11 protein-coding genes are annotated in these 14,299 nt (G+C 59.9%); all 11 read right to left on the bottom strand.

Annotated elements, in window-relative coordinates:
• Positions 1 to 72: 72 nt before the first annotated feature.
• Entirely contained in the window at positions 73 to 414 is a 342-nt protein-coding gene (locus ACYP2Q_RS05110) for a flagellar protein FlaG (protein ID WP_459729525.1), read from the bottom strand.
• Positions 415 to 489: 75 nt separating this feature from the next.
• A complete protein-coding gene (locus tag ACYP2Q_RS05105) occupies positions 490 to 2,550 on the bottom strand; it encodes a flagellin N-terminal helical domain-containing protein (RefSeq protein ID WP_459729524.1) in 2,061 nt (686 codons plus the stop codon).
• 242 nt (positions 2,551 to 2,792) lie between these two features.
• On the bottom strand, positions 2,793 to 3,719 hold the full coding sequence (locus tag ACYP2Q_RS05100) for a ketoacyl-ACP synthase III (protein WP_459729523.1): 927 nt from the start codon (positions 3,717 to 3,719) through the stop codon (positions 2,793 to 2,795).
• Between the two features lie 351 nt (positions 3,720 to 4,070).
• Entirely contained in the window at positions 4,071 to 5,660 is a 1,590-nt protein-coding gene (locus ACYP2Q_RS05095) for a flagellar hook-associated protein 3 (protein ID WP_459729522.1), read from the bottom strand.
• A gap of 14 nt (positions 5,661 to 5,674) precedes the next feature.
• Positions 5,675 to 7,699 carry a flagellar hook-associated protein FlgK gene (gene flgK, locus ACYP2Q_RS05090; RefSeq protein ID WP_459729521.1) on the bottom strand — a complete coding sequence of 675 codons (2,025 nt, stop codon included), beginning with the start codon at positions 7,697 to 7,699 and terminating at the stop codon, positions 5,675 to 5,677.
• A 16-nt stretch (positions 7,700 to 7,715) separates the two neighbouring features.
• Positions 7,716 to 8,996, bottom strand: coding sequence for a flagellar assembly peptidoglycan hydrolase FlgJ (flgJ, locus tag ACYP2Q_RS05085; RefSeq protein ID WP_459729520.1), 1,281 nt, complete (start codon positions 8,994 to 8,996; stop codon positions 7,716 to 7,718).
• A gap of 11 nt (positions 8,997 to 9,007) precedes the next feature.
• On the bottom strand, positions 9,008 to 10,096 hold the full coding sequence (locus tag ACYP2Q_RS05080; protein ID WP_459730077.1) for a flagellar basal body P-ring protein FlgI: 1,089 nt from the start codon (positions 10,094 to 10,096) through the stop codon (positions 9,008 to 9,010).
• Between the two features lie 27 nt (positions 10,097 to 10,123).
• On the bottom strand, positions 10,124 to 10,819 hold the full coding sequence (gene flgH, locus ACYP2Q_RS05075; protein ID WP_459729519.1) for a flagellar basal body L-ring protein FlgH: 696 nt from the start codon (positions 10,817 to 10,819) through the stop codon (positions 10,124 to 10,126).
• 52 nt (positions 10,820 to 10,871) lie between these two features.
• Positions 10,872 to 11,657 (bottom strand): flagellar basal-body rod protein FlgG, encoded by a 786-nt coding sequence (gene flgG / locus ACYP2Q_RS05070; RefSeq protein ID WP_008055493.1) that lies wholly within the window; start codon positions 11,655 to 11,657, stop codon positions 10,872 to 10,874.
• Between the two features lie 45 nt (positions 11,658 to 11,702).
• Positions 11,703 to 12,443 carry a flagellar basal body rod protein FlgF gene (locus ACYP2Q_RS05065; RefSeq protein WP_459729518.1) on the bottom strand — a complete coding sequence of 247 codons (741 nt, stop codon included), beginning with the start codon at positions 12,441 to 12,443 and terminating at the stop codon, positions 11,703 to 11,705.
• A 225-nt stretch (positions 12,444 to 12,668) separates the two neighbouring features.
• Entirely contained in the window at positions 12,669 to 14,228 is a 1,560-nt protein-coding gene (locus ACYP2Q_RS05060) for a sigma-54-dependent transcriptional regulator (protein ID WP_459729517.1), read from the bottom strand.
• Positions 14,229 to 14,299: the final 71 nt, after the last annotated feature.

Genomic DNA, 14,299 nt, shown 5'->3' with positions numbered 1-14,299 from the left:
TTTTCTAGGCGGCTGCCGCTTATTTGACGAACCAGACGTCAAGCGCCAACTGCAACAAAACCCGTGCCAGTTTCAAGCCTTGCCATCAAACAGCAGGCTGCTCGCATCACTTAAACTCTGCGCCAGTTTCAACGCCGCTTCCGATGGAAGCTGCCGTATCAGTTCGCCACTGTCCGTGGCAATGACCTTGACCACGACCAGACCGGTCGAATCATCGATCGAAAAATTCAGTTGACGCCGTGTGGACTGTACAAAGTCCTGGATATTTTTTACCGCGTTTTCCAGCTCGGGCCGCAGAGTTTCCTTGTCCTTCTCGACGTTCAGGGCAGGCGCAGCCTCCTGGGTCTTGGCGGCAGGGTTACCTTGTGCAGCCACCGCAGGGTAAGACAGGCTCAGCTTTACACTCATGTCCATGGTGATGATCCCTCACAATCAAAAAAACGGAAGAGCACGTCGCCGCGCCCTTCCGTCATTCACCTGGCGCCGGAATTACTGAAGCAGCTTCAGTACCGAGGACGACAGCTGGTTGGCCTGGGACAGGATCGCGGTGGACGCCTGTTGCAGGGTTTGTTGCTTGCTCAGCTCAGCGGTTTCAGACGCGAAGTCAGCGTCCTGCACGCGGCTACGTGCTGCGGTGGAGTTTTCCGAGATGGACTGCAGGTTGGCTACGGTGCTGTCGAAACGGTTTTGCACGGCACCCAGTTGCGAACGCTGGGAGTCCAGTTCCTGCATGGCACCGTCCAGTACCTGGATGGCCTGTTGAGCGCTGGCGCCGTCCAGGATGCTCAGGTTGGCGACGGTGCTTTCCATTGTCACGGCAGCAGTGGTGCCAGCACCCAGACCCAACGCAGTCAGACCGCTCCCGCCGCTGCCATCGGCGATGGTGATGTCCTGGTCTGCGAACAGGGACAGGCTGCTACTGCCATTGGTAGTTACTTTGCTTGCAGTCACACCGGTACTGGCGGCGTTGATGGTAGCGGCGATGCTATCCATATCGTCGCCCTTCTTGAACTTGACTTCGACACCGTTAAGCGTCACGGAAGTGTCGCCCAGCAGACCAGCTTTGGTTGTACCGGCATTAAGGCCAAGCTTCTCGAGCGCACCAGCGCCATTGCCAGGGAGACCAGGACCGTTATCCAACTTAATGTCCTTACCATCAGCAGAGGTCAGCACAAGACGGCCATTGTTATTCGACGCAGCGACACCCGTCGCTAACGTACCAAGGCCTGAGTTAGCAGCACCAAGACCATCGTTGATTTTAGCTACAACGGCATCCAGATCATCATTGGCCCCGAAGCTGAAACTCGATCCATTGATAACGATATCTGCAGCCGAACCCAGACCAGCAAGCTGAGGAGTGATCGAAACAGCAGTGCCAGCAGCAGGCAGACCCAGAGCAGTCAGAGTGGTACCTGTACTACCAGCGCCGATCGCGAAACCTGCCGGGGAGCTCAACTTGAGATCCCCAGTAGAGTCAACCGATGCACTAACACCAGTAGTCCCAGAGACCTCATTGATCTTGGTCATAACCTTTGAAAGAGTATCGGTCGCAAGCAAAGTAATGTTAGTTCCGCCGATCTGCAGCGTACCGTTATTACCAGTACCCAGAGTACCGTCTCGCAGGTTTGCTGTTCCGGTCGTAGACATCTGGGCGGTGCCGCCCTCAGACAAGCCCAAAGCAGCAACCGTTAAATCATTAGAAGTGCTATCTATGGTAAAGGCGGACGTGCCCGAAAGCTTGAGCGCCCCAGTGGTGCTGTCGATGCTGGCAGTAACGCCCGTGAGCGCAGTATAGTTAGTGTTAATGTCATCGACGATGGTTGCCAGATCATCACCGGTATTGATTGCAATGGTGGTCTTAGTAGTACCAACGTTCAGAACCAAGTTACCGGCATCTGCACCAGCAATGGTCGGCGCTGCGAATTGGCCACCAACGACAGATGCAGAAGCACTGCTAGCGCCAAACTTGCCAGCTGCTCCAGTCACACCGGCCGCAAGTGTAGCAACCCCACCAGCTACGCTAGCTTCATTATAGCTACCCTTCATGGCAGTAGAGCTAACATCTTTCATACCAAACGAAATGCTTTCGTTGGAGTTCGCGCCCACTTGGAAGCTGCTGCCGGAGAAAGAACCGTCCAGCAGGTTACGACCACCGAAGGTGGTGGTGTTGGCGATACGGGTCAGTTCGCCCGACAGTGCGGTGAATTCCTGCTGCATGGAGGTACGGTCGTCATCGCTGTTCGAGCCGTTGGCCGATTGCAGGGCCAGTTCACGCATACGCTGCATGATGTTACCGGAGGTCGCCATGGCGCCTTCAGCGGTTTGCGCGATGGAGATACCGTCGTTAGCGTTCTTGACCGCAACACCCAGGCCTTTGATCTGAGTGGTCAGACGGTTGGAGATCTGCAGGCCGGCGGCGTCGTCTTTAGCGCTGTTGATTTTCAGGCCGGAAGACAGGCGACCCATCGTGGTGCCCAGAGCGTCGGAAGCCTTGTTCAGGTTTTTCTGAACCGATAGAGAGGTGATGTTGGTATTAACGGTTAACGACATGACGAATTCCTCGTGGGTTGGGTGCTGCGGCTTCCGGCCCTGGCAACCGCCGGGTGTGGCCTAGAGAACCTTCGTAATGGTTATCGTCGTGAAAGCAGGTTGCTTGAGGGTTTTTTTGAATATTTTTACTAGCACCGTGCCACCCCTTGAGTTTCAAGGCCTTAGATGCACACCCCAGAATGCAAAAACGCCCATGACCTCGCGGCCATGGGCGTTTTTTTTGGCGTTAGTTAACTGGCGCGTCAGGTGCGATGAATCAGCGCCGAGCCCCAGGACAGGCCCACACCAAAACCACTGATCGCCACGCGCGTCCAGCTGGAGTCGAACATGTGCTTTTCCAGCAGCAGCGGAATGCTCGAAGACACGGTATTGCCAGTCTCGACCATGTCCTTGATGAACTTCTCCGGCTCGTTTTCAAAGCGCCGTGCCACGGCATCGACGATGGCCGCGCTGCCCTGGTGAATGCAGAAGGCATCGATGTCCTGGGACGTGAGGCCGGACTGATTGAGCAATTCGTGCAAGTGCGCCGGCACCTTGAGCAGGGCGAAGTTGAACACCTGGCGTCCGTTCATGAAGAACACGCCATCGGTGACCTTCAGGTGCGGAGCACCGGAGCCGTCGGTGCCGAACTTGGCCTTGCCCAGTTGCCAGATGGCGTCTTCGCCCATCCAGGTGGCGGTGGCGGCATCGCCGAACAGCATGGTGGTGTTGCGGTCTTCCGGGTCGACAATCTTGGAGTACGGGTCTGCAGTGATCAGCAGGCCGTTCTTCAGTCCGGCAGCTTCCATGAAGCCCTTGATTGCGTAGATACCGTAGACGTAACCGGAGCAACCCAGGGAGATGTCGAAAGCGGCGACGTTGGTCGACAGGCCAAGTTTGTCCTGGACGATGGCCGAAGTGTGCGGCAAGCCCTCTTCGTCACCGTTCTGGGTGACGACGATCAGCACGTCGATGGATTGACGGTCGAGCTGAGGGTTGTTGGCGAACAACGCATTGGCCGCTTCGACACACAGGTCGGAGGTTTCCTGTTCAGCGTCCTTGCGCGGCAGGAACGCCGAACCGATTTTCCCGAGGATGAACTCTTCATCCTTCTCGAACTTCGCACCCTGCGCATAGTTATCCAGCCCACTCGCTGGCACGTAGCTGGCAATGCTTTTTATGCCAATCATTGTGGCTTCCCAATACTAGATAGCTGGAGATCACCGCTCGCATGACCGAGCGGTACGACAATACTGGATTTCACCGAGCGAAAAAAATACGGCACAGACGCTCCAGAAACCCTGAAAACACGCCTGGCAAGGGTCGATCCCCTGCCCATCCTTTTTGACACAATACAGTGAAGATGCACTTCATGACTCGCAGGTCACGCATTATGCGTGCCTGGCGCAAAACATCCAGCCACAAACAAGCGATCATCCGCCCGAAGAATGACGAAAAATACACCAGTGACTGAGTCGATAAGAAAATTACAGACAGGCGAGACACTGCCGGCATCGCAGATACCGGCAATCGAGAGGGAATCAAAGCTTGTTGAACAGGCTCAGCTGGGCAATTTTCACGAAGGCCAGTTGCGAGGCCTGCAACAGCGACTGCTGGAACGCCAGGTCGATCGATGCCGTTGCGACATCCGTATCACCAATAGCCGCCTGGGTGCTGGTGTTAGCCAGGCCCATGCTGACGTTTTCGGCGCTCTGGATATCAATGGCGTTCAATCGCGCACCGATGGTCCCGCGAACGATATCGACCTGCTCACTGGCATTGGAAAGGTTACTGATCGCCGCATTCACCGAGTCCCTCAGCTTGATCTGCGCCAGATCATTGCCATCGGCGGGTGTTTCCAACGCCTGGCGTAACTGACTCAAGGTGTCCAGGGCGCTTTGCGTCTGGTGGCTACTAGCCCCTACCACGAACTGATCGTCTGCTTGCGGGGCGCCGGTAAAATCAAGCTTCACCCCCGCGAACGTGATCGAGCCCCCCGCCATTGCGCCCCCACCGATTGCCTTGCTGTCTGCGCCCATTGGCTGGGCATAGACCTGATAATTGCTGGCATCGGTGAATTTGATCACCACCCCGCTGTTGGGGAACCCGTTGACGTAGTCGTCCTGGTCAGTGACCCCGGACCCGGTGACCTGAGCCGTCGAACCGTTGCTCGGCGTGCGGGATGTATTGAAGCTGTCAGGCTTGGTGCCCAGCGAAAAGATGTGATCCTTGACCTCTTCATCCGGGGTCATTGGCAGCGTGGTCGCGGGATCCACAGGGGCCTTGAGGCGCAACGAGATGTCGAACTCCACGCCTCGCAGGCTGATGGTCGCCCCACCCTCTTTAGTCGAATCGAACGTGCCATTGCCAGACACCTCGCTGGTGACATCGTTACCGTCCTTGTCCGCGATGGTGTAATGGGTGCTGTCTACAAACTTCAGTTCGTAGGGCTCTCCAGCGGTAAATTTCTTGATGTAGGCCGCATTCGACTGCACCAGGCCAGCCGTCACGGAAACGGTACCGTCATTGGGTTTCGACGGGGCGAGGACCGCCTGAGTGCGCCCCGAATTCATCGCCGACTCAAGGATGCTTTTACCGGTATCGTTGGTGGCCATGGACAAGGTGTCCGACACCTGCAAGCTCAACTGCGTGTCGTCACCCTGATAGGAGTAGGTGCCGTCGTTGTTACGCACATAGGGCGGTGTCGAGGTTTTCGAGCCCGCAAACATGTAGTTGCCCGACGAGTCCTTGCTGTTGAGCAAACCCAGGACCTGCTCTTCAATCTCGCCTATTTCACTGCCGATGGATTTTCGATCAGCATCACTGATACCACCATTACCCGCCTGAAGCGCCAACTCACGCGCACGCTGCAACGCCGTGTTGACGCTGTCCAGCACACTTTCCTGGTTGGTCAGCGAATTCTTGATACTGCCCATGTTGGTGCTGTACTGCCCCAGCAAGTCTTTCTGCTGTTGCAACATCAGCAACTTTGCAGCGCCAACAGGATCATCACCGGCACTCTGGATCCGCACGCCCGAAGTGATCTGCTCCTGAGTCTTCACAATCGAGGAGAAGTTGTTCTGGTACTTGGCCGCACTCGTCTCAAAGTACTGGGCTGTAGAAATTCGCATCGTCGAAGACTCCCTTAAAGACTGTTGATCAGCGTGCTGAAGGTTTCTTGCGCGGCCTTGATAATCTGCGACGACGCGGTGTAGTACTGCTGGAACTTGACCAGGTCGGCGGCTTCGTCGTCCAGGTTGACCTGGGAGACCGACGCGACTTCGGATTTGGCCCGGGACAGAATCGCGCCACTGGCCGTGCTGTCGCCCAGGGCCTGGCTGGCCTTGGCACCCACCTGCTCGACAAGGCGGCTGTACGCAGTGGTCATGCTCATCCCGGCGTTGCCGCCCGTCACGCCCACCGTTGCCTTGGTTTGCAGGGCCAACAGTTGGTTGGCGTTGCTGTTGTCCTTCTTGCCGCCCACGTTGAACGCGACTTCGTACTTGTCATTCTTCGACGGCGAGCCACTGACGGTCGTGTTGAACGAAAACGACTTGCCGGGGATCGGCGCGCCCGAGGCATCAAGCATCGGCACATTGATCGTCAGGTCATTGCTTTGGCCGGGGACGATGGTGCCCGTGCCAATGCTCTGCCCTTTCGAGTTGAACACTTCATAGGCTTGACTGCCGCCCGCCGCGTCCTTGAAGGCCAGGGTCACCGGCGTGGAGTCCTTGATGCCCGCCTGCAGGGCGGCCAGATCGGCACCGCCATAGATATCCAACGGCGTGGACAGCACCGGAGGGGTCAATGCGCCGGTTCCGCCATTGCTGGTGCTGCCGGTCGCCACCAGCGGGCCGGCAAAGGCGAGCTTGTTCGAGTCGGTCATCTGGGTGGTGATGGTGCTCGCGGCGTTGCGGGTCGGCGTCACCTTGAACGCGTCGCCGGCCTGGAGGCCGCCGCCATTCAGATCAAGCTTGAAACCATCGATTTCCGCGGCCGGCGACAGATCGAAAGAGCCCATGTCCTTGCCGTCGGAACGCTTGACTGTGTACTTGTCGGCAGCGGTAAAGGTCACCGAATAATCGAAGGTGGTCAGCGCGCTGGAGTTGGTGATGGTGACATTCAGATTGCCCGAGCCGGTACTGTTGTTCGACGACCCCAGGCTGCGCTGGCTGATCGCGGCCGCACTGTTGATGTTGGAGAACAGCGAAGCACCGAACTCGCCATTGGCATCCAGCCCCTGCCCCAACTGGCTATTGATCTTGTCAGCCATCACCAGGGCGGTACGGCCCAGGTCATTCTGCGCCGGCACCAGCACGTCTTCACGGTAGCGCAGCAGGCCGCCAATCTTGCCGCCGCTGATGACCGAGGTAATGTCGCTGCTGGTAGACGGCGAGTTGACCTGAATATTCAGCTGGCTTTTGTCGATCCCGGTGCGGGCGGTCGAGAGGGTGTTCGATGTGTTGCCCAACACCAGGGACTGGCCGTTCCCCAGGGAGACGTTGTAGCTGCCGTTCTGCTCCTGGACCGTGACGCCCACCAACTCGTTAAGCGAGCGCACGGCTTCGTTGCGGGCATCGAGCAAGTTGCTCGGGCCACTGCCGGAAGAATTGCTGGACTGGGCAATCTGCTGGTTCAACGAGGCAATCGACGCCGTCAACTGGTTGACCTGCCCGGTCAACGTCGTCAACTGACTGTTGATCCCTTCGTTCTGTTGCGTCATCTGCGACGCCAGGGCGTTGAAGCGATTGCTCAGGGTTTGCGCATTGGTCAGCAGCAGTTGCCGGGAGGCCGTGTCACTCGGCGTAGCGGCGGCCGTCTGGACCGAGGAGAAGAAGCTGCTCAACACCGCACTGATCCCCGTGGTCTTGTCGGAGAAGAGCTTGTCGAGCGGGTTCACCTGATCGAGGTAGGCGTTGGCGTCGCTGCTCAGCGATGTGGAAGTTTGCAACTGGTTGTCGAGGTAGGCGTTATAGACCCGACGCACGTCGGCAAGGGTGGTACCGCTGCCGATGAACACGCCGCCATACAGGTTCGACGCATTGCTCACCTGAGTGGTTTGCTGACGTGAATAGCCCGCGGTGTTGGCGTTGGCAATGTTGTTGCCAACGGTAGCCAACGACACCTGGCTCGCGTTGAGACCCGACATTCCGATGTTGAGCAAACTCATGGTTCAAACCCTTAGTCTATAAAGGCGTGGTGGGCACGCCCGCCGCAGCGTAGTTCTGATAACTCGTCATCTGCCTGGCTATCTGCGAAATCTTGCTGGCGTAAGCCGGGTCGGTTGCGTAACCGGCCTTTTGTAGCTCGCGCACAAACTGTTCGGGGTTATCGGCCGACTTCACGACATCTTGATAGCGATTGTTGGTTTGCAGCAGCGTTACCAGGTCATGGAAACTGTCCTTGTAGGAGTCGTAGGAGCGGAACTCGGCCGTCTCCTTGACCATCTCGCCATTCCTGAATTCGCTGGTGATCGCCCGTGCCGATTCACCCTTCCAACTGCTGCCGGCCTTGATACCGAACAGGTTGTGGCTGCTGCTGCCGTCCTGGGCCCGCATGACCGATTTGCCCCAGCCGGTTTCCAGGGCGGCCTGGGCCACCAGGTAACGCGGATCGACACCAATGCGATCGGCCGCTTCCTTGGCCATCGGCAGCATGGTGTTGACGAATTCGTCGGCGCTGCTGAAGGCTTTTTTCGCTGGCGCCAAGGGGATTTGCGCGATGGCGCGTCCCTGGATCTGCAGGGACCCGCTCGTTGCCGCCTGGGCATTCGCCAGCCAGTCGCCGTTGTACAAGGGTCCGGAACCTGTGGTCGCGACACGCTCGGGCAATGCCGTCTTGTTGACCGCGGTTGTGGCCTGCGTGGCGGAAGGCACCAGGCCTGCGAGCAAGCGGTCGGCCAGTTTTGGCGGCAGGGCCAGGCGCCGCTGATTGATCAACGCCATGTCATTGCGATGCGCGCCCTCGCCTGTCGGTGCACTGAGCGAACGCGAAGCCCACAATGGGCGCTCGCCATTGACCCGCGACAGTGGCCCGTTGATCGCCACCGTGCCAGCGGCCAGCGGTGTCTGCGCAGCCGCTTTCGCCGCCTCCTGCTTGGCCGCCGACAGCGTCGCCGCTTCACCCGGCGCCAGCGGCTTGTTCTTCGACATCTGCCGCATCAGCACGTCCGCCAGGCCGATACCGCCGCCTTCGCGGGACATGGAAACCGCCAGTTGCTGGTCGTACATTTCCTGGTACTGCTTGGCCTCGGCGGTGTTCATCGGGTTGTCCTTGCCCAGCGCCTCGGTGGCCGAGCGCATGGACTTGAGCATCTCGCCGAGGAACAACGACTCGAATTCCTGCGCCACCTTGCGCATGTTGGCGTCGCTGTTCTTGTCGCCAACCTTGAGCTGGTTCAGGCGGTTGAGGTCGGAAAACGCACCGGAATCGCTGCTGCTGACCCGACCGCTCTTGTTCATGTCCATGGTCGCCGTCCTCAGATCACGATCAGGTCGGCTTGCAAGGCGCCAGCCTGTTTCAGCGCTTCGAGGATCGCCATCAGGTCGCCCGGCGCCGCGCCGACCTGGTTCACCGCACGGACGATTTCGTCGAGGGTGGTGCCCGGGCCGAACTTGAACATCGGCTTGGCTTCCTGCTCGGCGTTGACCCGCGAGCGCGGCACGACGGCGGTCTGGCCATTGGACAGAGGGCCGGGCTGGCTGACGATCGGGTCTTCGGTAATGGTCACGGTCAGGCTGCCGTGGGTGACGGCGGCCGGAGAAACCTTGACGTTCTGGCCGATCACGATGGTGCCGGTGCGCGAGTTGATGATGACTTTGGCCACCGCCTGGCCCGGATCGATTTCGAGGTTTTCCAGGATCGACAGATAGTCGACACGCTGGCTCGGGTCCAGCGGCGCCGTGACGCGCACCGAGCCGCCGTCGATGGCCTGGGCCACGCCAGGACCGAGCATGTCGTTGATCTTGTCGACGATGCGCTTGGCCGTGGTGAAGTCGGAACGGTTGAGGTTCAGGGTCAGGCTGTTGCCCTGGTTGAACCCGCTTGGCACCGCTCGCTCGACCGAGGCACCGCCCGGGATGCGCCCGGCCGACGGCACGTTGACCGTGATCTTCGAACCGTCGCGACCCTCGGCATCAAAACCGCCGACCACCAGGTTGCCCTGGGCCACCGCATAGACGTTGCCGTCGATACCCTTGAGCGGCGTCAGCAGCAAGGTGCCGCCGCGCAGGCTCTTGGAGTTACCGATGGACGACACGGTGATGTCGACCTGCTGCCCCGGCTTGGCGAACGCCGGCAAGTCGGCACTGATCGACACCGCCGCGACGTTCTTCAACTGTACGTTGCCCGAGCCCGGCGGCACCTTGATGCCGAACTGCGAGAGCATGTTGTTGAAGGTCTGCAGGGTGAACGGGGTTTGCGTCGTCTGGTCGCCGGTGCCGTTGAGCCCGACCACCAGGCCGTAGCCGATCAATTGGTTGGAACGCACGCCGGAAATGCTGGCGATGTCCTTCAGGCGCTCGGCTTGAACGTTGAAGGCGGCAGACAACATCAATGCAGCCACCATCAGATGTTTAAGATTCAACGTAGCCACCTAGAAAGGGAACAGCGGGCTGAGGAAGAAACGGTCGAACCAGCCTGGCTGACTCGCATCGGCAAACGAACCGGTGCCCGAGTAGGTGATGCGCGCATCGGCGACGCGAGTCGACGACACGGTGTTATCGGTGGAGATATCGTCAGCCCGGACCAGACCGGCAATGCGCACTAATTCATCGCCGGTATTGAGGGTCAGCCACTTCTCGCCGCGCACGGCGATGATGCCGTTAGGCAAGACATCGGCGACGGTCACGGTGATCGAACCGGTGAGGCTGTTGCCCTGCCCGGCCTTGCTGTCACCCTTGGTCGCGCGGTCGCCTTCATAGCTGGCGTCCAGGCTCAGGTCACCACTGCCAAACGGATTGTTGGTGCTGGGCGTGGAACCGAACAGCGAGCTCAGGCCGATGCTGGCCTTGCTGTTCTTGCCAATTTGCGAGTTGGCGTTTTTGCTGGCCTGGGTCTTTTCGTTCAGGGTGATGGTGATGATGTCACCGACCCGGAACGCCTTGCGGTCGCTGTACAGGTTCTGCTCGAAACCGGCCTGGTAGATCGAACCGTTGTTGGCCGCAGCCGGCAACGGCGTGCGCGGCAACACCGGGGCGTAGTAAGGGTCATTGGGCTTGGGCGACACAGGCACGCAGCCCGCGAGCGCGGTGATCCCACTCAGTGCCAGAACAGAGACGAAGCGTTTCATGACCCTACCTCACGGTGTTGCAGGCGACCTCAGGGCCGCCCCAAAGACTTGATTACAGATTCTGCGTTACGAACGAGAGCATCTGGTCGGCGGTGGAGATCACCTTGGAGTTCATCTCGTAGGCGCGCTGAGTGGTGATCATGTTGACCATCTCTTCAACGGTGCTGACGTTGGAAGTTTCCAGGGTGTTCTGCAGCGTGGTGCCGAAACCGGCCAGGCCCGGGGTGCCGACTTGCGGCGCGCCACTGGCGGCGGTTTCCAGGAACAGGTTGTTGCCCACGGCCTGCAGGCCGGCCGGGTTGATGAAGTCGGCGGTCTGCAGGTTGCCGATCACCTGGGAGGCCGGGTTGCCGGCGACGGTGATGGACACGGTGCCGTCCTTGCCCACGGTGAAGGTCTGGGCGTCGTTCGGAATGACGATCGCCGGCTCCAGGGCAAAGCCGCTGGCGTTGACGATCTGGCCGTTGGAGTCCAGGTGGAACGTACCGTCACGGGTGTAGGACGTGGTGCCGTCCGGCTGCAGGATCTGGAAGAAGCCGCGACCGTCGATGGCCATGTCCAGGGGTTGCTCGGTGGTTTGCAGGCTGCCGGCGTTGAAGTTTTTCTGGGTGCCGACAATGCGCACACCGGTACCCAGTTGCAGGCCCGACGGCAGTTCGCTGTCCTGGGTCGACTGGGCACCTGGCTGACGCTTGATCTGGTACAGCAGGTCCTGGAACTCGGCGCGGTCTCGTTTGAAACCCGTGGTCGAGACGTTGGCCAGGTTGTTGGAAATGGTGGTCAGGTTGGTGTCCTGGGCGGACAGGCCGGTTTTGGCAACCCATAGAGCCGGAAGCATTCGATTCTCCTCGTGCGCCTGTTTTACGGCGCGACGTTCTGGTAATTAGCTGATCTGCAAGACCCGAGCCATGGCCTGGTCGTCTTCTTTGGCGGTGTTCATCATCTTGATGTGCAGCTCGAACTGCTTCGACAGGGCCAACACCTGAGTCATCTCGTCCACCGCGTTGACGTTGCTCGACTCGAGGAAACCGGACACCAGCTTGACGTTGGCATCGGCTTGCGCAGGCTGGCCATCCTTGGTGTGGATCGAACCGTCCAGGCCCTTGGTCATGTTCTTGATGTCCGGGTTGACCAGCTTGATGCGGTCGACTTCGGCCATGACCCGCGGGCCTTCGCCCATCGCGCGAATGCTGACGGTGCCGTCCTCGCCCACTTCGATCTGCTGCTCGGGCGGCACGGCGATTGGTCCGCCATTGCCGATCACCGGCATGCCGTTGCCCGCTCGCAGCACGCCCAGGGCGTCCACCACCAGGCTGCCGGTACGCACGTAGCTTTCGCCGCCATCGGGGTTCTGCACCGCCAGCCAGCCGTTGCCTTGCACGGCGACGTCGAGGTCGCGGCCGGTCTGTACCAGCGAGCCTGGGGAAAAGTCGGTGGCCGGGCGTTCGGACAGGGCAAACGCACGCGCCGGAAAGCTGTCGCCGAACACCGGCATCGAGCGGGCCTGCTCCAGGTCTTTCTGGAAGCCGCTGGTAGAGATGTTCGCCAGGTTGTTGGCATGGGCCTTTTGCGCCAGCGCATTCTGGCTGGCGCCGGTCATTGCCACATAAAGGTACTTGTCCACACGCTTTCCTCTGCCTGCCGGACGTTTGCCGCCCGATGCTGTACTGAGGTGGCATAAGCAATTTGCAGACCAAGTTGGTTTTGGCGGCGCGAGGCCCGGCAAACAAAGGACTTTGAGGATTCAGGGGGGATTTGTGATTTGTCTCAGAGACGAAAAACCGGCGGTGTCATGCCGTTTGGTGGCAAGGCATGGCCTGGAGGTTGGCACAATCACAACAAAAGTCAGCTAAGGCTCAGTCTTGCCCACCTCATAATCACGCAACTTGTTGGCAATGGTGGTATGCGAAACCCCCAACCGCTTGCCCAGCTGCCGACTACTCGGATGCTCGGAATACAACCGCTCCAGCACCGCTTTCTCAAAACGCCCGACGATCTCGTCCAGCCCGCCCTCCAGGGAAAAATCGCCAAGCGGCTGGCGCACGCCATAGTCCGGCAGACGAATATGCTCGGCCTTGACCGTCCCGCCGTCGCACAGGGAAACCGCCTGGAACAGTACGTTCTCCAACTGCCGTACGTTGCCCGGCCAATGGTAATGACTGAGCCGGTCCATGGCCGCTGGCGCGAGCTTGGGCAGCGGGCAACCGATCTGCCGGCTGGCCTGATCAAGGAAGTGCTCCACCAGCGGGGTCAAGCCGTCGAGGCATTCACGCAGCGGCGGGATGTGCAACGAGAGCACGTTCAAACGGTGATACAGATCCTGGCGAAACTCTCCGCGGGCACAGAGTTCGGAGAGGTCGACCTGGGTCGCACAGATCACCCGCACGTCGAGGTACACCTCTTCATCGCTGCCTACGCGGCGGAAGCAGCCGTCCTGCAGGAAGCGCAGCAGTTTCACCTGCAGGCGCGGGCTCATTTCCCCGACACCGTCGAGAAACAGCGTACCGCCTGCCGTCAATTCCAACAGCCCGAGCTTGCCCTCGGCCCGGGCACCCTCGAATGCGCCAGGGCCATAGCCGAACAACTCGGTCTCGGCCATGGATTCCGGTAGACCGGCGCAGTTGAGTGCCATCAATGGCGATTGCCCGCGCGGGCTGGCCAGATGGCAAGCCCGCGCCAACAACTCTTTACCGGTACCCGTTTCGCCTTCTATCAATAGCGGCGCATCGAGCGGGGCCATGCGCCGGGCCTCGCGCACCACCGCCGCCATCACCTTCGAGCTTTGAAAGATGCTGTCGAAGCCGCGCAATTCCTGCTTGCGCACGTTATAGATGCGCTCGCCGACCCGGTCGGCGCGATGCAGGGTCAACACCGCCCCGGCCATGGCTTCGCTGTCGTCATGCTCCGATTGCAGGGGCGCGATGTCGGCCAGGAACACATCGCCCTTGACCTTGACCCGCAGCCCGTTGATTCGCGATTTGTTGGCGCGCACCAGCTCCGGCAAATCGAAATCCTCGGCATAACGCGACAGCGGAATGCCCGGCACCTCATCCACGCGCACGCCGAGCAACTGCGCCGCGGCGCGATTGGCCGCGACGATGGAGCCACCCATGTCGATCGACAGCACCGGAAACTCCAGGGCGCCGAGCAACGCGTTGAGTTCCATGTGCCGACGCTCGCTGGGCATGAGCCCTACGCGCTTGACGCCAAAAACCCCGGCAATCGCCTCGAATTTCGCACGCAATGCCTGGAACTGGATGTTGATCAGGTTCGGACAGTGCAGGTAGATGGCATTGCCATGCTCGCCACCCACCTCGCCCCGGGCGACGTTGATGCCGTACTCGACCAACAGGTTGAGAATGTCGCGCAGGATGCCGATGCGGTTCTGGCAGTGGACTTTGATACGCATGTAAAAGACCTGATAAACGATGATTGACCTGTGGGAGCCAGCCTGCTGGCGATGGCGTCGCATCAGGCCCT

It is taken from the genome of Pseudomonas sp. MHK4, from assembly GCF_054600775.1.
The sequence above is the reverse complement of the archived record's forward strand: the minus strand, read 5'-3'. Positions and strand labels throughout refer to the sequence as shown.

What these genes read in the sequence shown, in the direction of transcription:
- ACYP2Q_RS05100 (WP_459729523.1), bottom strand. Translation starts at nt 3,719, where the DNA reads ATGATTGGCATAAAAAGCATTGCCAGCTACGTGCCAGCGAGTGGGCTG.
- flgJ (WP_459729520.1), bottom strand. Translation starts at nt 8,996, where the DNA reads ATGGACATGAACAAGAGCGGTCGGGTCAGCAGCAGCGATTCCGGTGCG.
- ACYP2Q_RS05095 (WP_459729522.1), bottom strand. Translation starts at nt 5,660, where the DNA reads ATGCGAATTTCTACAGCCCAGTACTTTGAGACGAGTGCGGCCAAGTAC.
- ACYP2Q_RS05060 (WP_459729517.1), bottom strand. Translation starts at nt 14,228, where the DNA reads ATGCGTATCAAAGTCCACTGCCAGAACCGCATCGGCATCCTGCGCGAC.
- flgK (WP_459729521.1), bottom strand. Translation starts at nt 7,699, where the DNA reads ATGAGTTTGCTCAACATCGGAATGTCGGGTCTCAACGCGAGCCAGGTG.
- ACYP2Q_RS05080 (WP_459730077.1), bottom strand. Translation starts at nt 10,096, where the DNA reads ATGGTGGCTGCATTGATGTTGTCTGCCGCCTTCAACGTTCAAGCCGAG.
- flgG (WP_008055493.1), bottom strand. Translation starts at nt 11,657, where the DNA reads ATGCTTCCGGCTCTATGGGTTGCCAAAACCGGCCTGTCCGCCCAGGAC.
- flgH (WP_459729519.1), bottom strand. Translation starts at nt 10,819, where the DNA reads ATGAAACGCTTCGTCTCTGTTCTGGCACTGAGTGGGATCACCGCGCTC.
- ACYP2Q_RS05110 (WP_459729525.1), bottom strand. Translation starts at nt 414, where the DNA reads ATGGACATGAGTGTAAAGCTGAGCCTGTCTTACCCTGCGGTGGCTGCA.
- ACYP2Q_RS05105 (WP_459729524.1), bottom strand. Translation starts at nt 2,550, where the DNA reads ATGTCGTTAACCGTTAATACCAACATCACCTCTCTATCGGTTCAGAAA.